The 19,489-nt window shown below is 48.2% G+C and carries 25 protein-coding genes, 2 pseudogenes and 15 other annotated features; of the genes and pseudogenes, 17 read left to right on the forward strand and 10 right to left on the reverse strand.

Features of this window, described 5'->3' with window-relative positions:
• Positions 1-207: 207 nt before the first annotated feature.
• Both CP0025 and CP0026 read left to right on the forward strand, forming a co-directional pair.
• Positions 208-792 carry an IS3 ORF2 gene (locus CP0025; protein ID NP_858158.1) on the forward strand — a complete coding sequence of 195 codons (585 nt, stop codon included), beginning with the start codon at positions 208-210 and terminating at the stop codon, positions 790-792.
• Positions 236-822 (forward strand) — a mobile genetic element (partial). Its footprint overlaps the gene before it by 557 nt.
• A gap of 298 nt (positions 823-1,120) precedes the next feature.
• Positions 1,121-1,476 (forward strand) — a mobile genetic element (partial).
• A gap of 20 nt (positions 1,477-1,496) precedes the next feature.
• Positions 1,497-2,256, forward strand: a mobile genetic element (partial).
• Positions 1,579-2,361 (forward strand): IS100 ORF1, encoded by a 783-nt coding sequence (locus CP0026; RefSeq protein NP_858159.1) that lies wholly within the window; start codon positions 1,579-1,581, stop codon positions 2,359-2,361. (Overlaps the previous feature by 678 nt.)
• Positions 2,256-3,557: a mobile genetic element, on the forward strand. (Overlaps the previous gene by 106 nt.)
• On the opposite strand, the gene CP0028 is transcribed toward CP0026, so the two are convergent.
• Positions 2,282-3,505 carry an ISSfl3 ORF gene (locus CP0028; protein NP_858161.2) on the reverse strand — a complete coding sequence of 408 codons (1,224 nt, stop codon included), beginning with the start codon at positions 3,503-3,505 and terminating at the stop codon, positions 2,282-2,284. Its footprint overlaps the feature before it by 1,224 nt. The genes CP0026 and CP0028 overlap by 80 nt on opposite strands.
• Here CP0028 and CP0027 point away from each other — a divergent pair.
• From CP0027 to parB, 5 genes are all read left to right on the forward strand, one after another.
• A complete protein-coding gene (locus CP0027; protein ID NP_858160.2) occupies positions 3,480-3,911 on the forward strand; it encodes an IS100 ORF1 in 432 nt (143 codons plus the stop codon). The two genes, CP0028 and CP0027, sit on opposite strands and share 26 nt — an antisense overlap.
• Positions 3,558-4,757: a mobile genetic element (partial), on the forward strand. (Overlaps the previous gene by 354 nt.)
• Positions 3,908-4,690 carry a transposase/IS protein gene (locus CP0029; RefSeq protein NP_858162.1) on the forward strand — a complete coding sequence of 261 codons (783 nt, stop codon included), beginning with the start codon at positions 3,908-3,910 and terminating at the stop codon, positions 4,688-4,690. It overlaps the preceding feature by 783 nt. The genes CP0027 and CP0029 overlap by 4 nt, the downstream gene beginning before the upstream one ends.
• Entirely contained in the window at positions 4,706-5,095 is a 390-nt protein-coding gene (locus CP0030; protein ID NP_858163.1) for an iso-IS1 ORF2, read from the forward strand.
• Positions 4,757-5,104 (forward strand) — a mobile genetic element (partial). Its footprint overlaps the gene before it by 339 nt.
• A gap of 312 nt (positions 5,105-5,416) precedes the next feature.
• Positions 5,417-6,616 carry a plasmid segregation protein gene (parA, locus tag CP0031; RefSeq protein ID NP_858164.1) on the forward strand — a complete coding sequence of 400 codons (1,200 nt, stop codon included), beginning with the start codon at positions 5,417-5,419 and terminating at the stop codon, positions 6,614-6,616.
• The gene (parB, locus tag CP0032; RefSeq protein NP_858165.1) at positions 6,616-7,596 is read left to right on the forward strand and encodes a plasmid segregation protein; all 981 of its coding nucleotides are present in this window, start codon (positions 6,616-6,618) and stop codon (positions 7,594-7,596) included. Before parA ends, parB begins: the two co-directional genes overlap by 1 nt.
• 204 nt (positions 7,597-7,800) lie before the next feature.
• Here the strand turns inward: parB and CP0034 are convergent, their stop codons facing one another.
• Positions 7,801-7,983, reverse strand: coding sequence for a hypothetical protein (locus CP0034; RefSeq protein ID NP_858167.2), 183 nt, complete (start codon positions 7,981-7,983; stop codon positions 7,801-7,803).
• Between CP0034 and CP0033 the strand changes: the two genes are divergently transcribed.
• A complete protein-coding gene (locus CP0033; protein ID NP_858166.2) occupies positions 7,978-8,337 on the forward strand; it encodes a transposase in 360 nt (119 codons plus the stop codon). The genes CP0034 and CP0033 overlap by 6 nt on opposite strands.
• 285 nt (positions 8,338-8,622) lie before the next feature.
• Positions 8,623-9,843, reverse strand: a sequence feature (Similar to Shigella flexneri putative reverse transcriptase ref: NP_085197.1 (405 aa). BLAST with identity of 97% in 405 aa. This CDS contains an in-frame stop codon. The sequence has been checked and is believed to be correct.).
• On the opposite strand, the pseudogene CP0035 reads toward CP0033, so the two are convergent.
• Positions 8,623-9,843 (reverse strand): annotated as a pseudogene (locus tag CP0035). Its footprint overlaps the feature before it by 1,221 nt.
• On the opposite strand from CP0035, the gene CP0037 reads away from it, so the two are divergent.
• Together CP0037 and CP0038 are read left to right on the forward strand one after the other, a co-directional pair.
• Entirely contained in the window at positions 9,618-10,013 is a 396-nt protein-coding gene (locus CP0037) for a hypothetical protein (protein ID NP_858170.1), read from the forward strand. The pseudogene CP0035 and the gene CP0037 sit on opposite strands and share 226 nt — an antisense overlap.
• A complete protein-coding gene (locus CP0038) occupies positions 9,854-10,273 on the forward strand; it encodes a hypothetical protein (RefSeq protein NP_858171.1) in 420 nt (139 codons plus the stop codon). The genes CP0037 and CP0038 overlap by 160 nt, the downstream gene beginning before the upstream one ends.
• A gap of 230 nt (positions 10,274-10,503) precedes the next feature.
• Positions 10,504-11,809, reverse strand: a mobile genetic element.
• Here the strand turns inward: CP0038 and CP0039 are convergent.
• From CP0039 to CP0041, 3 genes are all read right to left on the reverse strand, one after another.
• A complete protein-coding gene (locus CP0039) occupies positions 10,546-11,214 on the reverse strand; it encodes an IS629 ORF2 (RefSeq protein ID NP_858172.1) in 669 nt (222 codons plus the stop codon). It overlaps the preceding feature by 669 nt.
• Positions 11,429-11,755, reverse strand: a complete 327-nt coding sequence (locus CP0040; RefSeq protein NP_858173.1) for an IS629 ORF1 — start codon at positions 11,753-11,755, stop codon at positions 11,429-11,431. (Lies within the feature at positions 10,504-11,809.)
• On the reverse strand, positions 11,761-12,168 hold the full coding sequence (locus CP0041) for an IS150 ORF B (protein ID NP_858174.1): 408 nt from the start codon (positions 12,166-12,168) through the stop codon (positions 11,761-11,763).
• Positions 11,809-12,108, reverse strand: a mobile genetic element (partial). Its footprint overlaps the gene before it by 300 nt.
• Positions 12,105-13,793: a mobile genetic element, on the forward strand. It overlaps the preceding feature by 4 nt.
• Here CP0041 and CP0042 point away from each other — a divergent pair.
• Both CP0042 and CP0043 read left to right on the forward strand, forming a co-directional pair.
• Positions 12,224-12,412 carry an IS1294 transposase gene (locus CP0042; protein ID NP_858175.1) on the forward strand — a complete coding sequence of 63 codons (189 nt, stop codon included), beginning with the start codon at positions 12,224-12,226 and terminating at the stop codon, positions 12,410-12,412. It overlaps the preceding feature by 189 nt.
• Positions 12,422-13,621 (forward strand): IS1294 transposase, encoded by a 1,200-nt coding sequence (locus CP0043; protein ID NP_858176.1) that lies wholly within the window; start codon positions 12,422-12,424, stop codon positions 13,619-13,621. It lies within the feature at positions 12,105-13,793.
• Positions 13,792-14,595: a mobile genetic element (partial), on the reverse strand.
• Here CP0043 and CP0044 read toward each other — a convergent pair.
• Entirely contained in the window at positions 14,027-14,548 is a 522-nt protein-coding gene (locus CP0044; RefSeq protein ID NP_858177.1) for an IS150 ORF1(ORF A), read from the reverse strand. It overlaps the preceding feature by 522 nt.
• Here CP0044 and CP0045 point away from each other — a divergent pair.
• Positions 14,586-14,969, forward strand: a complete 384-nt coding sequence (locus CP0045; protein ID NP_858178.1) for an IS100 ORF2 — start codon at positions 14,586-14,588, stop codon at positions 14,967-14,969.
• Positions 14,595-14,909, forward strand: a mobile genetic element (partial). (Overlaps the previous gene by 315 nt.)
• Here CP0045 and virF read toward each other — a convergent pair.
• The gene (virF, locus tag CP0046; RefSeq protein NP_858179.2) at positions 14,911-15,699 is read right to left on the reverse strand and encodes a transcriptional activator VirF; all 789 of its coding nucleotides are present in this window, start codon (positions 15,697-15,699) and stop codon (positions 14,911-14,913) included. The two genes, CP0045 and virF, sit on opposite strands and share 59 nt — an antisense overlap.
• Before the next feature lie 542 nt (positions 15,700-16,241).
• Here virF and CP0047 point away from each other — a divergent pair.
• Both CP0047 and ospE2 read left to right on the forward strand, forming a co-directional pair.
• Positions 16,242-16,529 (forward strand): IS2 ORF2, encoded by a 288-nt coding sequence (locus CP0047; protein ID NP_858180.1) that lies wholly within the window; start codon positions 16,242-16,244, stop codon positions 16,527-16,529.
• 181 nt (positions 16,530-16,710) lie between these two features.
• Positions 16,711-16,977, forward strand: a complete 267-nt coding sequence (ospE2, locus tag CP0048) for an OspE2 (RefSeq protein ID YP_001449236.1) — start codon at positions 16,711-16,713, stop codon at positions 16,975-16,977.
• 96 nt (positions 16,978-17,073) lie between these two features.
• Here ospE2 and CP0050 read toward each other — a convergent pair whose 3' ends face one another.
• Positions 17,074-17,286 (reverse strand): IS1 encoded protein, encoded by a 213-nt coding sequence (locus CP0050; RefSeq protein NP_858183.2) that lies wholly within the window; start codon positions 17,284-17,286, stop codon positions 17,074-17,076.
• Positions 17,112-17,879 (forward strand) — a mobile genetic element. Its footprint overlaps the gene before it by 175 nt.
• On the opposite strand from CP0050, the gene insA reads away from it, so the two are divergent.
• Positions 17,215-17,442, forward strand: coding sequence for an IS1 ORF1 (gene insA / locus CP0049; protein NP_858182.2), 228 nt, complete (start codon positions 17,215-17,217; stop codon positions 17,440-17,442). Its footprint overlaps the feature before it by 228 nt. The genes CP0050 and insA overlap by 72 nt on opposite strands.
• The gene (gene insB, locus CP0051; protein ID NP_858184.1) at positions 17,469-17,864 is read left to right on the forward strand and encodes an IS1 ORF2; all 396 of its coding nucleotides are present in this window, start codon (positions 17,469-17,471) and stop codon (positions 17,862-17,864) included. (Lies within the feature at positions 17,112-17,879.)
• A gap of 214 nt (positions 17,880-18,093) precedes the next feature.
• Positions 18,094-19,468 (forward strand) — a mobile genetic element.
• Positions 18,122-19,322: a sequence feature (Similar to Shigella flexneri putative transposase for IS110 ref: NP_085282.1 (398 aa). BLAST with identity of 98% in 398 aa. This CDS contains an in-frame stop codon. The sequence has been checked and is believed to be correct.), on the reverse strand. It overlaps the preceding feature by 1,201 nt.
• Here the strand turns inward: insB and CP0053 are convergent.
• Positions 18,122-19,322: pseudogene (locus tag CP0053) on the reverse strand. Its footprint lies within the feature at positions 18,094-19,468 and overlaps the feature before it by 1,201 nt.
• Positions 19,469-19,489 lie beyond the last annotated feature (21 nt).

Below are 19,489 nucleotides of genomic sequence, written 5' to 3' on the forward strand. Positions count from 1 at the left end.
CGCAGCCATTTTTCTGGCTCCACATTGTTCAGACGGCATGTGCCGATCAGCGAGAACAACACCGCTGCATGTTCGTCACCGCTGTCGGAACCTGCGAGTCGAGTCAGCCGGAGAGAGTTTCACTCTCCGGCTGCTTACGGAACCGTACGTGACACTCTCGCGTCATACGGCTCTTGATCACTCATTCGATGCACGTAGTAAATACCAGTGAGCAAATTGATCTTACCCAGCAATACGGTCAGTTACCGCGCACATGGCCTGCCTGTGTCAGAAAATCTGCTGGAGCAGGATTTTTACGCCAGTGGTCCGAACCAGAAGTGGGCGGGAGACATCACGTACTTACGTACAGATGAAGGCTGGCTGTATCTGGCTGTGGTCATTGACCTGTGGTCACGTGCCGTTATTGGCTGGTCCATGTCACCACGCCTGACGGCGCAACTGGCCTGCGATGCCCTGCAGATGGCGCTGTGGCGGCGTAAGAGACCCCGGAACGTTATCGTTCACTCGGACCGAGGAAGTCAGTACTGTTCAGCAGATTATCAGGCGCTGCTGAAGTGGCATAATCTGCGTGGCAGTATGAGCGCAAAGGGCTGCTGCTACGATAATGCCTGCGTGGAAAGCTTCTTTCATTCGCTGAAAGTGGAATGTCTCCACGGAGAACACTTTATCAGCCGGGAAATAATGAGGGCAACAGTGTTTAATTATATCGAATGTGATTACAATCGCTGGCGACGGCACAGTTGGTGTGGCGGCCTCAGTCCGGAACAATTTGAAAACCAGAACCTCGCTTAGGCCTGTGTCCATATTACGTGGGTAGGATCACTTACGCCCTGTGGTTGAAACGTGAGCATATTGTTTTCAGATGCTGTTGTCTTGCTTCAGAGTGATCTGTCCTCCGGATTTACGCAAAGTTATCCACAGGCACTGTGCATTTAAAAAACTTATCTTTTCTTCTTGATTTTAAAAACTCAGATCGTCATATCATTATGATAAACATAATAAAAAACTCTAAACATGAGAAGGTTTTTAACGTAAGGTGAGAGGATTTTTAAGTGTATCCATAGATTAAAAATGACAATGCCTCCAATTAGTTGAATTAGGGGTTATAATACCCGCTTTTAGGTTCTTTCATGGTCACAGTTAACTTTCATTGCCCCCGTTGCCAGTCCGTTCAGGTTTACCGTCACGGGCAGAACCCAAAAGGACATGATCGATTCCGTTGCCGTGACTGTCACCGGGTGTTTCAGCTCACTTACTGTTACGAGGCCCGTAAACCGGGAGTTAAAAACCAAATCACTGAAATGGCTTTCAACGGTGCCGGAGTTCGCGATACTGGCCGTACGCTGAAAATCGGCATCAATACCGTCATACGGACATTAAAAAGCTCCCGCCCCGGCGGATAACATCTGCGCCAGTCGCTCACGCTGATGTTGCCCTTATCTGTGAACTTGATGGGCAGTGGAGCTTCGTTGGCAGCAAGGCGCAACAACACTGTCACGAACGGTGCAATAGTGATCCACACCCAACGCCTGAAATCAGATCCAGGGGGTAATCTGCTCTCCTGATTCAGGAGAGCTTATGGTCACTTTTGAGACAGTTATGGAAATTAAAATCCTGCACAAGCAGGGAATGAGTAGCCGGGCGATTGCCAGAGAACTGGGGCTCTCCCGCAATACCGTTAAACGTTATTTGCAGGCAAAATCTGAGCCGCCAAAATATACGCCGCGACCTGCTGTTGCTTCACTCCTGGATGAATACCGGGATTATATTCGTCAACGCATCGCCGATGCTCATCCTTACAAAATCCCGGCAACGGTAATCGCTCGCGAGATCAGAGACCAGGGATATCGTGGCGGAATGACCATTCTCAGGGCATTCATTCGTTCTCTCTCGGTTCCTCAGGAGCAGGAGCCTGCCGTTCGGTTCGAAACTGAACCCGGACGACAGATGCAGGTTGACTGGGGCACTATGCGTAATGGTCGCTCACCGCTTCACGTGTTCGTTGCTGTTCCCGGATACAGCCGAATGTTGTACATCGAATTCACTGACAATATGCGTTATGACACGCTGGAGACCTGCCATCGTAATGCGTTCCGCTTCTTTGGTGGTGTGTCGCGCGAAGTGTTGTATGACAATATGAAAACTGTGGTTCTGCAACGTGACGCATATCAGACCGGTCAGCACCGGTTCCATCCTTCGCTGTGGCAGTTCGGCAAGGAGATGGGCTTCTCTCCCCGACTGTGTCGCCCCTTCAGGCTGAGGGATCCCCACAAAATTACTGCTAATAAACCAGCACCATATTTCGGTAGGTTCTGGACAGATGGTTTAGAACTGTGCTCAGTACTGTTCGTCTTAAAATAAGTGGCGAGTGTCGAAGAACATTCTTCGCTAACGTCAGATATGAGATAACCCGCCGGGATTTAATGCTGTTAGCCTGATATTTCAGGTGTAACCCTTTATTTTCAGCGTGATAACCGAGTAACCACATTACGATAGTGCTCAACGTTGCCAGCAGACTCAGAACCAGAATTCTTCCTGTTGAACGACTTTTGCTGGCCCGAAGACCAAATCCGAAGCGCCCGTTCTTTTCATCACGAAAGTTTTGCTCTATCTGCATTCGCCGACTGTATAACTTGATGATTTCTCGCGCTCTGAAGTCATTTGTACTGCTGAAGATCAACCAGGCTTCTTTTGCTGATTTGCTCTGTTCTTTGTCTGTTTTGTTTAAACCACTCTGACCTTTCGAACGTTTCTTTTTTCGCCCTTTTGCCGATTTCTTATAGGTGTAAAAATGCCCCCGGATGCTTTTTTTCCTTTCTTTAACCAGCCTTCCAGCCCCCATATATTCCGGTGTTTTACATTCAGGGCTATCCGACACTTTTAACCATCTTTCAGGCGCGTTATCGAGGCAATACTGAACGTTATTTCTGATCCGACCAATAAAATCCCAGCCCAGAGAAGTAATATGGTGAAACCATGCGCTCTGAAATCCAGCATCCGTGACAATAATAACCCTGGCATCGGGGGGCAGGGATTGAGCAAGGGAATCAAGGAAATCATGTTGTATCAATGGATTATTTTGTTTTTCAGAAGGAACAACCTTACTCAATAACGGAATGGAACGCCCGTCACACAGAAGGCTGGCACGAAGAACATGATGCTCCTGGGAGGGATAGCCACTCCAGTCTACGGCTATTACACATAAAGATAACTGCCGTGTCAGCATTGAAGTGATATTCCTGAAAATCATTGGAATATCGCGATGGAGCGCCTCATTACCCATGAGGCGATCAATACGTTTGATCTTATTCTTAACTTGTGCATTACCCGGCAAAAAACGTCCGATACTGGTCTGCGTCAGAGATGCTCCGTTGATTAACGCCATTGTGGCATCCATCAGGGCATTTTGTCGGTACTGATGAAATGGTGCTAAGGCATCCCGGAAGAAATTCTGACATACTTTATGAACAGGCATAGCAGTGATCTCATTGAATTGTTGGCACAAATCAGTAGATCACATAATGCTATGTTTGTCTCGTTTTCTGGGGATTCCTCAGCCCTTCAGGGCACAGACTAAAGGTAAGGTGGAACGGATGGTGCAGTACACCCGTAACAGTTTTTACATCCCACTAATGACTCGCCTGCGCCCGATGGGGAGCACTGTCGATGTTGAAACAGCCAACCGCCACGGTCTGCGCTGGCTGCACGATGTCGCTAACCAACGAAAGCATGAAACAATCCAGGCCCGTCCCTGTGATCGCTGGCTCGAAGAGCAGCAGTCCATGCTGGCACTGCCTCCGGAGAAAAAAGAGTATGACGTGCATCCTGGTGAAAATCTGGTGAGCTTCGACAACCCCCCCCAGCATCATCCACTCTCCATCTACGACTCATTCTGCAGAGGAGTGGCGTGATGATGGAACTGCAACATCAACGACTGATGGCGCTCGCCGGGCAGTTGCAACTGGAAAGCCTTATAAGCGCAGCGCCTGCGCTGTCACAACAGGCAGTAGACCAGGAATGGAGTTATATGGACTTCCTGGAGCATCTGCTTCATGAAGAAAAACTGGCACGTCATCAACGTAAACAGGCGATGTATACCCGAATGGCAGCCTTCCCGGCGGTGAAAACGTTCGAAGAGTATGACTTCACATTCGCCACCGGAGCACCGCAGAAGCAACTCCAGTCGTTACGCTCACTCAGCTTCATAGAACGTAATGAAAATATCGTATTACTGGGGCCATCAGGTGTGGGGAAAACCCATCTGGCAATAGCGATGGGCTATGAAGCAGTCCGTGTAGGTATCAAAGTTCGCTTCACAACAGCAGCAGATCTGTTACTTCAGTTATCTACGGCACAACGTCAGGGCCGTTATAAAACGACGCTTCAGCGTGGAGTAATGGCCCCCCGCCTGCTCATCATTGATGAAATAGGCTATCTGCCGTTCAGTCAGGAAGAAGCAAAACTGTTCTTCCAGGTCATCGCTAAACGTTACGAAAAGAGCGCAATGATCCTGACATCCAATCTACCGTTCGGGCAGTGGGATCAAACGTTCGCCGGTGATGCAGCACTGACCTCAGCGATGCTGGGCCGTATCTTACACCACTCACATGTCGTTCAAATCAAAGGAGAAAGCTATCGACTCAGACAGAAACGAAAGGCCGGGGTTATAGCAGAAGCTAATCCTGAGTAAAACGGTGGATCAATATTGGGCCGTTGGTGGAGATATAAGTGGATCACTTTTCATCCGTCGTTGACACAACACTGGCTCTGGTATGCGTACAACACTAAAACTGGCGGTGTGTTGGCTTACACTTTCGGGCCACGGAATGATGAGACCTGTCGGGAACTGTTAGCCCTGTTGACTCCGTTCTGTATCGGCATGGTGACCAGCGATGACTGGGGCAGCTACGCCAGAGAAGTGCCGAAGGAGAAACACCTGACCGGCAAAATCTTCACGCAACGTATTGCACGTAACAACCGGACCCTCCGCACCCGCATCAAGCGGCTGGCACGTAAAACAATCTGCTTCTCGCGTTCCGTGGAAATCCACGAAAAAGTCATCGGCTCCTTCATTGAAAAGCACATGTTCTACTGATTGGAAGCACTACCCCCGCCTGTTGCGACAGTCACGTCATCGCCGTCCGTTACCGGAACATGTTTCCCGCGAAATACACCATCTGGAGCCTGAAGAAAGCTGTTGTCCGGAGTGTGGTGGTGAACTGGATTATTCGGGGGAAATCAGCGTCTTTCTCCCGGAAAGGCATACTATCTTACAGTAATATTCATTCCGATGATTAATAAATCAGCAATGCGCGCATTTTTAATATAAGCATGTACAATATGTACTTGCATGCATTACCCTGCTAATGCAGTTTTTTTTGTAATAAGTTAAAATCCTACATAGCACGGAGGGGGAATGACTAGTTTTGAGCAGTTAAGTAAGGTTGCGCAGCGTGCAGATAAAATGTTGCTCGCCCTAACAAAACAGATTCAGGAGCAAAAGCAGGAGTTTCAGGCTGATGTTTTTTATCAAGTCTATTCAAAGTCTGCTGTAGCTAAGCTTCCAAAATTAACGCGCGCAAGCGTGGATGGTGCAGTCGGTGAGATGGAGGCTCAGGGCTATCAGTTTGAAAAACGCCCAGCAGGAACCGCGACAAAATATGCATTAACCATCCAGAACATTATCGATATCTATGCACATCGTGGCATTCCTAAATATCGCGATCGTTATAGTGAGGCATATTCCATATTCATCGGTAGTCTAAAAGGCGGTGTGTCTAAAACCGTGAGTAGTGTTTCCGTAGCTCACGCCCTGCGTGCTCATCCTCACCTGCTGTCAGAAGATTTACGTATTCTGCTCCTTGATTTAGATCCCCAGTCATCAGCCACTATGTTTCTGAACTACTTGCATGCGGTGGGGCTGGTTGATACAACCGCACCGCAGGCTATGTTGCAGAACGTGAGTCGTGAGGAATTACTGGAAGATTTTATCGTTCCGTCAGTTATCCCTGGCGTTTATGTTATGCCGGCTTCTATTGACGACGCCTTTATTGCATCAAACTGGGATACTCTGTGCGAGGAGCATCTATTAGGACAAAACAAACACGCGATATTGCGTGAGAATATTATTGATAAGCTGAAGCATGATTTCGACTTCATCCTTATTGATACAGGCCCGCATCTGGACGCATTTTTGAAAAATGCCATTGCTGCCGCAGATATCATGTTTACACCGGTGCCGCCAGCACAAGTTGATTTCCATTCCACGCTTAAATATTTGGCTCGTTTACCTGAACTTGTACAGATTATTGAACAGGATGGATGTTCATGCCGTTTGCAGGCAAATATTGGCTTCATGTCGAAACTGGCGAATAAGTCAGATCATAAATACTGCCATAGCCTGACAAAAGAGATTTTCGGTGGTGACATGCTTGATGTTTCAATGCCACGTCTTGATGGTTTTGAGAGAAGCGGCGAGTCGTTTGATACCGTGATATCTGCGAATCCTGTTACTTATGTTGGCAGTGGTGAAGCTTTGAAAAATGCACGTATGGCAGCAGAAGATTTCGCTAAAGCAGTTTTTGATCGTATTGAATTTATAAGGGCCAACTACTGATGGAAAACAGAAAGCACCGACCGACTATTGGCCGTACGCTGAATACAAATATCCTGAATAATACTGAAGAAATATCGGCTCCAGTTCATGTATTTACCCTCAATACTGGCCGAAAGGCAAAATTTACTGAGATCAAGGTTGATCATGACAAAGTGGATACTCAAACTTTTGTGGTCGAAGAGGTGAATGGCCGCGAACAGACAGCCCTGACGCCGGACTCACTAAAAGACATCACCAGAACTATACGTTTACAACAATTCTATCCATGTATTGGGATTCGGACTGGCGATCTTATTGAGATTTTGGATGGTTCCCGTCGTCGGGCAGCAGCTTTGCTATGCAAGGTTGGATTACGTGTACTTGTAACGGATGATGAGCTTACTGTTTCTGAAGCTCAGCATCTGGCGAAAGATTTGCAGACGTCACTTGAACATAATATTCGTGAAATTGGGTTGCGTTTAGTACGTCTCAAAGAGGCCGGTATGAACCAGAAGCAAATTGCGGAAAGAGAGGGATTGTCGGCAGCTAAGGTGACTCGTGCCCTCCAAGCAGCGTCCGTACCTAAAGATTTTGTGTCTCTTTTTCCTGTTCAGTCTGAGCTGACATACGCCGATTACAGGCAACTGGCTGAATTAAGTGAACGACTGAGGCTGGGTGATATATCTATTGATGAAGTTGTGAAGAATATCTCGCCGAGTATTGAGCTTATTACTGCTGATGACAATCTTTCTGAAGACGAGGTTAAAAACAGTATTATGCGGCTTATAACCAAGGAAATGTCTTCATTGCTTGATTCAGGAGTAAAGGATAAAGCGGTTGTAACTTTGTTATGGAAATTTGATAGTAAAGATAAATTTGCTCGAAAACGAGTAAAGGGACGTACGTTCTCATATGAATTCGGCAGATTACCGTTGGAAGTTCAGGATAAGTTAGATCGTATGATTGCTCTTGTACTAAAAGATAATCTGAATTCGCTGTGAAAATTCAAGTTTTTCGCCAGCAACTCGCCAGTTTTTAATTGGCTGTTTTAAAAGAAATTTTGCTTTTATTAGCGTTTTTTTTGAACAGTATTTCACGGTGAAATCGCCTGTTTCACCGTATCTTCTTTGCTTGAAAAAGATAGTTTCTCTTAGCCGTTTAACAGTAACCGATGAGATAGTCTTCCCCCTCTTTCACGGCAGCCTTCAATTGCGCCATGATGGATAAACTTTAACAACAAAAGTAAGCGGGATACCATGTCTGAACAGAAAATCACCGGCATTGATCTGGCTAAAACGAACTTTTATCTTTTCAGTATCAATGCTCATGGCAAACCCGCAGGAAAGACCAAACTTTCTCGCAATCAACTGCTTAACTGGCTGGTGCAACAGCCTAAAATGACTGTTGCGATGGAGGCTGGCGGGGCATCTCATTACTGGGCCCGGGAAATCAGGAAACTCGACCATGATGTAATATTGCTTCCGGCACAACATGTTAAAGCTTATCAGCGGTGCCAGAAAAATGATTATAACGACGCACAGGCAATAGCTGAGGCCTGCCAACATGGAACTATACGACCCGTACCAATAAAAACTCTGGAGCAACAGGACGTCCAGACTTTTTTGAATATGCGTCGGTTGGTTTCAATGGAAAGGACACAACTGATAAATCACATTCGTGGACTTCTTGCTGAATACGGCATTGTGTTCAGTAAAGGCGCAGCAGAATTACGCCAAAAGTAAGCGGCTCGTCAGAACCGTATTGATATTTACTGAGAGCTCAGATCAACTTTCCAGGGCAACAGATCACGTACCCGGTTTGCCGGCCAGTCCTGGATATGCTCAATGACGTAACGCAGCCATTTTTCTGGTTCCACATTGTTCAGACGGCATGTGCCGATCAGCGAGTACAACACCGCCGCATGTTCGTCATCGCTGTCGGAACCCGCGAGTCGAGTCAGCCGGAGAGAATTTCACTCCCCGGCTGCTCACGGAACCGTACGTGACACTCTCGCGTCATACGGCTCTTGATCACTCATTTGATGCACGTAGTAAATACCAGTGAACAAATAGCTTCGGATACTCCTTCCTTACCAGCGTCAGCTTTCGCTGAGCCTTCCGGTTCGAAAGTCTGTATTTAGACTGCATCCACTTGAGCAGACGTGACTGCATTGCACTCCACAGTCGATAGTTGAAATTTCTGGACCAGAACTTTCCGTAGTACTCGATCCAGCCTCTCACTATCGCATTGTAGCGCCTCGCAAAATCCAGCAAACTCTCAGCTGTTGAGCGATGTATACGCCACTTCTTGATTGTTTCTGTTATTTTGCGCATTGCTGCATTTGACGCACCCGGCATGCATTTTCGGTACCGTTCGCCTTTGAAATTCTTCAGCGTACGCACTTTGAAGTCATATCCGAGAAAGGTGAAACTCGTTGCGACGTTTCTCCTTTTAAACGTGTCAATGTAGGCGATATTCGTTTTCCCTGCATTCAGGACCAGCCCGACTTCCGAGAAGCGCTCCGATAACCTGTTCTTTAGCCTTGTTGCATCACTCATTCGTGAACAATGTACTACAATATCGTCAGCGTACCTCTCAAACGGTACCCCCCGATATTCTCTTTCCATCCACAAATCAAATGCATAGTGAAGGAACAAGTTAGCAAGTAGCGGACTAATGACCCCGCCCTGCGGAGTGCCTCGTGTTCGGGTTATTAATTCTCCATTTTCACAACTCTGCATTGGCGCTTCCATCCAGCGTCGACAGTACAGGATGACCCATTTAGGCATCCCGTGGTGTTCCAGAGCTTTGAGCACCAGATCATATATCACATCGTTGAAACACGCGTTTATGTCCACTTACAGTATCCAGGTATAACGCCAGCACCGGATGGCACATTGTTTCAGAGCGTCATGAGCTGATTTGCCTGGTCGGTAACCATATGAATCAGCATGGAAAATCGGGTCAAGCTTTTCTTCCATGAAAAGTTTTATCGCTCCCTGAGCAATTCGATCGGATACTGTTGGGATCCCCAGAATGCGTTCCTTGCCATTCGACTTCGGGATCCGTTTTTCCAGCACTGGTGGCGGAAACCATGTTCCCGAACATAGCCGGTTCCAGATCTTGTATAGATTGCCATCACGTTGCTGGTCGAACATTTTCAAAGTCTGCCCGTCGCATCCGGGGGGCTCCCTTGTTGCGACGCACATCCAGATATGATGCCCAGACCAGTGCTTTTGGTATTTCAAATGATTTTCGTTGCATCAGTTACGTCATCCCCTTTTGGGTTGTGTCTTCTGCAATGAATGTGATCCCCATCCCTTCGCTCCAGACCCATTACAGATCTTTCATCACTACTACGAATGGGTCCGCCCCTGTTTCCCGATACGTGCCGGAAACAGGTTCTCACGTTCCCTGAGATGGTCTGGCCCGGGATCCTGCTGCCTTCACACCGGATGCCGCGCAGTCAGTAAGCAGGTGTCTTCTGCGCTTATCAGGGGACGGCTGTACGGCCCCATTTTGGCATCATCTAAGATTTCGATGCTTCATCGGACAGTTTACTTTCGTTCAGCTTCCCGAACCCACGTGACAGTAGATCTCTGCCTTTTCCCGGAGTCGCTCACCACCTCATTCCTTAGAATGAAGCAGCACCGGGTCGTTTGGTCTGTGCTCCTGTAAACCCTGACCGGAGGGCCCACCTCTACCCACCTCAGAGCATGGATAACTTATGCTGCAATTTCCGAACCGGCGTTACGGTCATCACGAACGTAGACCCACAGCCGGGCAGTCCTTGTTTTACCGCTGCCCGGCTCCTGGACCGGAACGGGGATATCATCGGCATGGACTTTACCGGGCATCAGCACATACTGGCGCAGGATGTCATACAGCGGTTCCAGCAGTTCAGCAACTGAACCGCCCCGGGTTTCCTGGAGAGTGTTTTATCTGTGAACTCAGGCTGCCAGATCATCGTTTCCGATGGAAGCATAATAAGCTTTTTCTGCTTCTGCCGGAGGAGTATGGCCCAGCCTTTCCAGCAATCGTCGATTGTTATACCAGTCCACCCACGTGAGTGTGGCCAGTTCCACTTCTGCACGGTTTTTCCAGCTCTTACGGTGTATTACCTCCGCTTTGTAAAGACCATTGATGCTCTCCGCCATCGCGTTGTCATACGAGTCGCCTGTACTTCCTGTTGATGCCAGTAATCCGGCTTCCTTAAGCCGCTGTGTGTAGGCCAGCGATACATACTGAGAACCTTTATCACTGTGATGGACCGTGCCGGACGGTCGACGGGCCCATAACGCCTGCTCCAGTGCATCCAGCACGAATGTCGTTTCCATGGACGATGAGACCCGCCACCCCACGATGCATCCGGCAAACACATCAATGATGAACGCCACATAGACGAAGCCCTGCCATGTGCTGACGTAAGTAAAATCAGCCACCCACAGCTGGTCAGGTCGTTCTGCCACGAACTGATGGTTTACGCGGTCGCCTGCGGCAACGGCTTTCCGGCTGATGGTCGTACGGACCTTTTTACCCCGGAGAACACCGGCAAGTCCCATAACCGCCATGAGACGTGCCACAGTGCATCTGGCCACTCTGATACCTTCCCGTAACAACTGACGCCAGACTTTACACCGTATACCTTGTGATTTTCATCGTATACGCGCTGTATCTCTTTCTTCAGCCAGTCATCGCGCTGCGCACGGGCACTGCGTTTATCCGGATGATGTCGCTGTTGCTGACAGTGGTAATACGTTGACGGGGCAATATGCAGTTCACTGCATACCGGTCCGACCCCGTACTGCTCACGCAGCTTATCCAGCAGTGGCATTATTTTTTCCAGAGGCGGTCGAACTCCGCCTTTGCAAAATAAGCGGAAGCCAGGCGAAGGATATTGTTACTGCGGCGCAGTTCACGATTTTCACGTTCCGGCTCTTTCAGACGCTGACGTTCAGCGGTGGTGAGCCCTCCATCACCGCCCCCGGTATCCCGCTCATGCTGGCGAACCCAGACACGCAGAGTCTCCGGCGTACAGCCAATCTTTGGAGCAATGGAACAAATTGTCGCCCATTGTGAGTCATATTCGCCCTGACTTTCCAGAACCATACGGACTGCCCGTTGACGGACTTCGGGGGAAAAACGAGTATTTTTAGTCATCCTGTTTACCTCTTTCTCAGGAAGTTTAGTCTCCAGGATTCCCGGGGCGGTTCATTAAGCTTTTTGAATGCCTGATCGAGCATATTCTCGACCATGTTCATCACTGGTCTTTCCGAAAGGCTGTAAGAAATAACTTCGTTGTTGAAGAGATCTATTACTGGAGACAAATACAGCTTGCGCCCATTGACTGCAAATTCAGTAAAATCGGTAACCCACTTCTCGTTTGGCCGCGTAGCCTTGAAATCTCGTTGGAGAACATAGGGGGCGGTTTGCCCTACCTCTCCTCTGTAAGAGCGGTATCGCTTGACCTTAATCGCTGCCTTAAGTGAGAGGATTCCCATCAGGCGCTGAACCACGGCAGCCTGACGGCTGCAAATTGAAAACCGCCCCTGTTCGTCCTGTTGTTGCCGCACGCTCCGCAGAATATGTATGCTCTGAGGACCTGTTTTATTAAGGACTCATCCTCTTATGTTGACCCGCAAAAGTATAGATACCGTTCTGCTCTCTGTTGGTGCTGAGAAGCTCTCACAACGTGAATGGGACTGGATGAAGATGCTCAAACCCATGGACCCACCACCTGCGATGGTCGCGGCCTCCATCCTGGAGCGCCGTGGCGACACAGCAGCCCTTACCCGGCTACAGGATACCGGGGGTTAATCCGTCCTCATGTTGTCCGCTTTTACTCCCCGCCCGCTGAAACGTCTGTTCACGGCCAACCAGTGCTGGACATCCTTCCTGGATGCGGGCGGTCTGCGCGATATCGAGGTTGAGGCTGTCACAAAAATGCTGGCCTGCGGCACGCGGATACTGGGCGTGAAGGAATACATCTGCGATAAACCTGAGTGCCCCCACGTCAGATACGTCACTAACTCATGCGGCAGCCGTGCCTGCCCGTCCTGCGGAAAAAAGGCCACAGACCTGTGGATAGCGACACAGCTGAATCGTCTTCCTGACTGCGACTGGGTACACCTGGTCTTCACCCTGCCGGACACGCAGTGGCCGGTGTTCGAAAGCAACCGGTGGCTGCTGAATGACGTGTGCCGTCTGGCGGTGGAGAATCTGCTGTATGCCGCCCGGAAACGGGGGCAGGAACCCGGTATCTTCTGCGCCATCCACACGTATGGCCGTCGTCTCAACTGGCATCCGCATGTACATGTGTCTGTAACCTGTGGAGGTCTGAATAAGCATGGTCAGTGGAAAAAGCTGAGCTTCCTGAAAGACGCGATGCGTTCGCGGTGGATGTGGAATATGCGGCAACGGCTTCTGAAAGCGTGGTCAGAGGGGCTGGCGATGCCGGAGTCGTTGTCACATATCACGACGGAATCACAGAGGAGAAGCCTGGTGCTGAAAGCCGGAGGAAAATACTGGCATGTGTACATGTCGAAAAAAACGGCCGGCGGGAGGAATACGGCGCGCTACCTGGGTCGTTATCTGAAGAAGCCGCCGATAGCGGCCTCCCGGCTGGCACATTACAACGGAGGGGCGAGCCTGAGCTTCCGTTACCTGGACCACAAAACGGGAGAAACGGCGACGGAAACGCTGACACAGCGTGAGCTGGTCGCGAGGCTGAAACAGCACATCCCGGAGAAGTTTTTTAAGATGGTGAGGTACTTCGGGTTCCTTGCCAACCGGGTGTGTGGAGAGAAGCTGCCGCAGGTGTACCGTGCTCTGGGGATGGATAAACCGGAACCAGTGGCGAAAGTGTGCTATGCACAAATGGTGAAACAGTTCCTGAGTCGTGACCCGTTCGAATGCGTGCTGTGTGGCGGCCGGATGGTATACCGCCGGGCCATCGCGGGACTGAATGTGGAGGGGCTGAAGAAAAACGCGCGGGATATCAGTCTGCTGAGGTATATGCCGGCCTGACACAGGCTAAGTGTGCCCGGGAATCGGTGCAAGTATAAAAAACAGCCTGTTGCGGTATAAGAATCGACCATGCAGAGAGAGAAAACACCGGAGTGGAGGGAAAAGCAGAAAAGCTCACGTGGCATAAGGCGCGGACAGGGGTATCGCTTAGTTTTTCAATTTCCTATACGTGAACAGCTTTATGGTTAATCTGTTTCCCTTCTCGATGAAGAGACAGCGTTACCCTACGGTATCCGTATCGGCCTCTATTCTCATGATAAATCTCACCAATACGCTTTTTAACGTCCGCATACTTGTCAGGCTTGCTGAGAGCCTTTAGATGGTAATAAAACGTACTGCGCGGTATCTCCGCAGCCCTGAGAAGCTCATCAAGAGGATAAAACTGCCTTAGCTCGTTGAGTACTTTCACTTTTTCGTGGGATGAGCTAAGGCTTTCAGCTTTTTTAGATACACAAGCCGCGTTTCAAGAAATCGAACTTGCCTTTCAAGATCCTCAATGCGTCGGTCTTTTGACAGCTCCAATGCTGATGCCGCTTTTTCTGGATCAACTGATATTGCAATGTTTCTTTTGGTGCCAATCTTGAGCGCGCGTAAACCAGCTTCTCCGCGCTCTTCATAAACCTTCAGCCACCTGGCTACAGAACCACTACCAGCAAGCATAAAGTGAGCAGCAGCCTGATTAAGGGACATGTGCTGCTCAATCACAGCTTTCACGACCTTAATACGCAACTCTGGATCAGCACTAACACCTTTAGGTTTGGGAATTAAGCCTTTTTCTCCATGTTTTTCATAGAGGGCAACCCATGTCCTGACCTGGGTTCGGGGGACACCAAAACGTGCCGAGATGATCCTGTAACCATCATCAGTAGTGAAGTAGTGATTCACGACTTCAAGGCGCTTTTCAAAAGGGTATTTTGGCTTTGACATATCAGGGGCTATTCCATTTCATCGTCCAACAAAATGGGTGCAGTACATAAGCGCAGCGCCTGCGCTGTCACAACAGGCAGTAGACCAGGAATGGAGTTATATGGACTTCCTGGAGCATCTGCTTCATGAAGAAAAACTGGCACGTCATCAACGTAAACAGGCGATGTATACCCGAATGGCAGCCTTCCCGGCGGTGAAAACGTTCGAAGAGTATGACTTCACATTCGCCACCGGAGCACCGCAGAAGCAACTCCAGTCGTTACGCTCACTCAGCTTCATAGAACGTAATGAAAATATCGTATTACTGGGGCCATCAGGTGTGGGGAAAACCCATCTGGCAATAGCGATGGGCTATGAAGCATTTAAAATTTTTTATGATATAAGTAAAATTTCTTTGGAGTTATACCATAATATTCATTAAATTTCCTTATAAAATAAGATGGGCTTGATATTCCGATAAGTCTTGATACATCATTAATATAGCTTTGACTATTCAATAAAAGCTTTGCTGCATGATGCATGCGAATATCAAGAAGGATTTGTTGAAATGTTAATTTTTCACTCTCCAATCGTTTTCTAACAGCTATTTCTGATAAATTCAAGTTATTTGAAATATCAGAAAGACGCCATCTCTTCTCGATGTTTTTTTCAACAATCTTCCTTATCTGATCAGAAAAACTAAGAGAAGAAGCTATCGATATCGAAGTATATAAAGCTTCCTCATCAGAAACAGCTGATAAAAGGCAAGCTAAACTATAGATCTTTCTTTTGCCGAAAGGCATCTCTTTTATAGATTTGAACAAATCGATAGAAACCTCCTCCTCAGAGAGGAGGAATATTTTTTTGTTTAACCCCCTTTTCTCCTCAGAATAGGAGTGTTGAAATGAATAAATTGGTTCCATTATTCTAATAATGCTTAATAATAAATTTCTGTCAAGGCTTATAATCTCAAATGGATTAATGCTATCAGATTTTTTTATGGAGACGTTTATTTGTATATTTCGCTCTATAAAAGCAATTTGCCCTTCATCGATAGTCAAAGTTTCATTGCCTGAGCTAACCGTCATTGAACACCTTTTTGCATATAAAATAATATAGTTATGCAAGCGAACCTTTATATCTATTTTGTTTTTATGTCCCATATCCATCATAAATTCAACAGAATATACCAAACTATATTTAGTGTTTACAGAGTAACTAAGAAATTTCTGTAACAGTGATTGTATACAAAATCTTTCCGTTATTAAGATAGATTAAGTAATTTTTCCTATATTTAACTTTATTTACATTTTTTGAAGAAAGAGCTTATGCAGCTTCTATTTCTCTGTGCAACAAGCTAAGTATTTGCACTGAAAGGGACTATAACCATATTATGGTTTCACTTTTCTTAGGCAATATCTGTGTAAATGTTCGGAAAGGAGTGGAGCTTCGCAAAACTCCAGCATCATAATATCCTATACGGAACGCATAAAGCCCCTTCAGACTGGAGGCTCCACAAATCCGGTTGGTGTTGATATTGGTAAGCGTTAACCGAATGCCGCATTGACGATTCTCCCGATGACAGCGTTACGTTCCATATTGCGATCGTGAAGCCATAGACTGGGCAGCAGGCACGGGAGATTATGACAAAGCAACGGTGCAGGATGTCATGTCAGGAGCGATATGGCGATAAAGGACCGGAACGGCCAATCCAGTGGCCGATAACGGTTCGGCTTATACGGCTCATGAAACACGGCAGTTCGCCAGAGAGTTGAATCTGGAGCCCTGCACGACGGCAGTCAGTAGCCCTCAGAGTAATGGAATAGCAGAACGGTTCATGAAAACGATGAAGGAAGACTGCATCGCGTTCATGCCGAAACCAAGAACGGCATTGCATAACCTTGCAGTGGCGATCGAGCATTACAATGAAAACCATCCGCATAGTGCGTTGGGTTATCTCTCACCAAGGGAATATCGACGTCAGCGGGTAATGTCAACTTAAGATACAACGACTGTCTGAATATCGTGGGTCAAGGACAGTTCAATGACGTAACGCAGCCATTTTTCTGGCTCCACATCTCATCGCTTACGAAAAAAGTATCGTTTTTTTACAGTAAACTTCATTTAGCCGACTATAATGTAAAAAATAAATTCTTTACTAAAATATAACATAAGGAAGCAATATGCTTACACAAACTATATTCCCTTGCCTTCCACAAAAACAAGAAAATATCATCCTTGAAGTATCAAATCCTGTATTATTATCTTCTACTGTTACTACAGATGGATATACTGTTTTCAATAAAAAAGCAGCTATATACGAATTACAAATACCTGCTGCCAACCGGACGAAAACGTTGAAATTCACTGCTACAGAAATGCAATGGTTGACAAAGATAAATGAAGCCGGAATTGATGAAAAACAAAGCCAACGGTATTCTGATTTCTGAAGTTAATTTCAGACTCGTTTAAGCTCCATTTTCAAAAGAATATATCAGGGTTTGTTACTAATAATTTCTGGAAACAGAAAAAGTAGAGCAGTAATTCTATTTCAGAGAGGAGTAACTCCATCTATCCTCGATACGGTAATGCTGCCAACTTATTGATTTAGTGTATGATGGTGATTTTAAGGTGCTTGCGTGGCTTCCATTTCCATCAGATGTCCTTCCTGCTCCGCTACTGAAGGCGTGGTGCGTAACGGCAAAAGCACTGCCGGACATCAGCGCAATCTCTGCTCTCATTGCCGTAAAACATGGCAACTACAGTTCACTTACACCGCCTCTCAGCCCGGTACGCACCAGAAAATCATTGATATGGCCATGAATGGCGTCGGATGTCGCGCCAGTGCACGCATTATGGGCATTGGCCTCAACACGGTTTTACGTCACTTAAAAAACTCAGGCCGCAGTCGGTAACCTCGCGCATACAACCGGGCAGTGATGTGATTGTCTGCGCTGAAATGGACGAACATTGGGGCTACGTCGGTGCTAAATCACGTCAGCGCTGGCTGTTTTACGCGTATGACAGGATACGGAGGACGGTTGTGGCGCACGTCTTCGGTGAACGCACTCTGGCCACACTGGAGCGTCTTCTGAGCCTGCTGTCGGCCTTTGAGGTCGTGGTATGGATGACGGATGGCTGTCCGCTGTATGAATCACGCCTGAAGGGAAAGCTGCACGTTATCAGCAAGCGTTACACTCAGCGCATTGAGCGACATAATCTGAATCTGAGACAACATCTGGCAAGGCTGGGACGGAAGTCACTGTCGTTCTCAAAATCGGTGGAGCTGCATGACAAGGTCATCGGGCATTATCTGAACATAAAACACTATCAGTAAGTTGGAGTCATTACCCCTCGATACATACTGAACGTTATCGTGATATATTTATCATGCTTTCTTCACCATTATTCGAGTGCAGGGACGCAATGACCTTAAATACCTTTTAGTAGAATATATTGCTGACCCACAAATATCAGGATAGTATTGACAAGTCATAGATGGAGAAATATATGACTGAATTACCATTCTCTGGAATAACAGCAGACTCCTTCCCATAGACGGCTTAGGGGGGTGTCCCTATTAAGTTGTCAAGCATGTTATGACCCCTGCGGGGTATAAAAAGTCCCGTCGCGCATCATGGCGAACAGAACGTCGCAGCGTCGTCTCGCCAGGGCGATAAGCGCCTGATTGTGTCGTTTTCCCTGACTCATTTTGCGGGTGTAGTAAGCCCTGGAGAGCGGATCCCTGAGCGCGGTGAAGGCCGACAGGAACAACGCCCGTTTGAGAGCTTTATTACCCCGTCGCGAGGGATGCTCACCGCGTATTGACGAGCCGGATCGCCGAGTTACCGGCGCAAGGCCAGCATAAGCAGCGAGATGTGCGGCAGAGGCGAAGGCGCGGCAGGCGACCTCGGTGAGGAGTCTGGCTGCGGTCCTGACACCGACTCCGGGCATACTGGTCAGGACCGGGTAAAGAGGGTGAGCAAGAACTCGCTGTTCTACCTCAAGCGCCACCTCGTCTCTTTGCTTACGCAGCGTGATGAGCTGGAGTGCCAGACGTGGCAGTACTACGGCAGCGGCATTCGTGCCGGGAACGACGACCGTTTGTTCGGCCAGTGCCTGAACTATGTCTGCTGCAACGCGTTTACCCCATACGAGGCGCACGTTTGCAGACCTGGGCTGCCAGCTCCTTCTCACCCAGCGAAGCGAGTTTTTCTGGTGAGGGATATCGCTGGAGAAGATCGAGTACCGCCGGGTGCTCAAGTCTCGGACCGAGAACGCGCTCCGGTGCCGGATGTATCTGGGTCAGAAGGCCGAGGATACGGTTGCTGGCCTGCGTTGTCTGTGCGGCAAGATCATCATCGAAGCCGCAGAGCATGGAGAGTTCGGCGATTTGCTCGTCAGCCAGTTTCAGCGTGCGTAGCGCGTGAGGCAGGGTACGGGCAGCTTCGGCAATGATGGCAGCGTCACGAGCATCAGTTTTAGCTTCACCGGCGTGTAAGTCGGCTATGCGGCGCATGGCCAGTCCAGGGAGGTATCCGACAAGGACTCCTTCTGAGCGGGCAACGGCGACAGGTAACGCACCGATGGTAGCTGGCTGATCAACAACCAGCAGTATCTGACCATGTTGTTTCAGGTCAGATATTAGCGACCTGAGTTTGTTTTCGTCGTTGGGTAATGCTTTATCGAACAGGCGTTTACCTGAACGATTAATGGCAACAGCGTGATGCGTATCTTTACCGACATCAACGCCGATAAAGACCTGGACGGATTCGTAATCGCTGGATTCGGTCATTCTGTCTCCCTTGTATATGGGTTAACCAGATAACCACGGGGAGCAGGTACCGGCATCCACGTTACAGACGGTCCCGGCAAAAGTGCCTGACCTGACCCCTATTAGCGGTTACCAGCGCCCCACCAGACCCGGTGACATCACCCCCCGGATCATGGACGACTGGGGGC

Source organism: Shigella flexneri 2a str. 301 (assembly GCF_000006925.2).
Lineage (GTDB): Bacteria > Pseudomonadota > Gammaproteobacteria > Enterobacterales > Enterobacteriaceae > ECMA0423.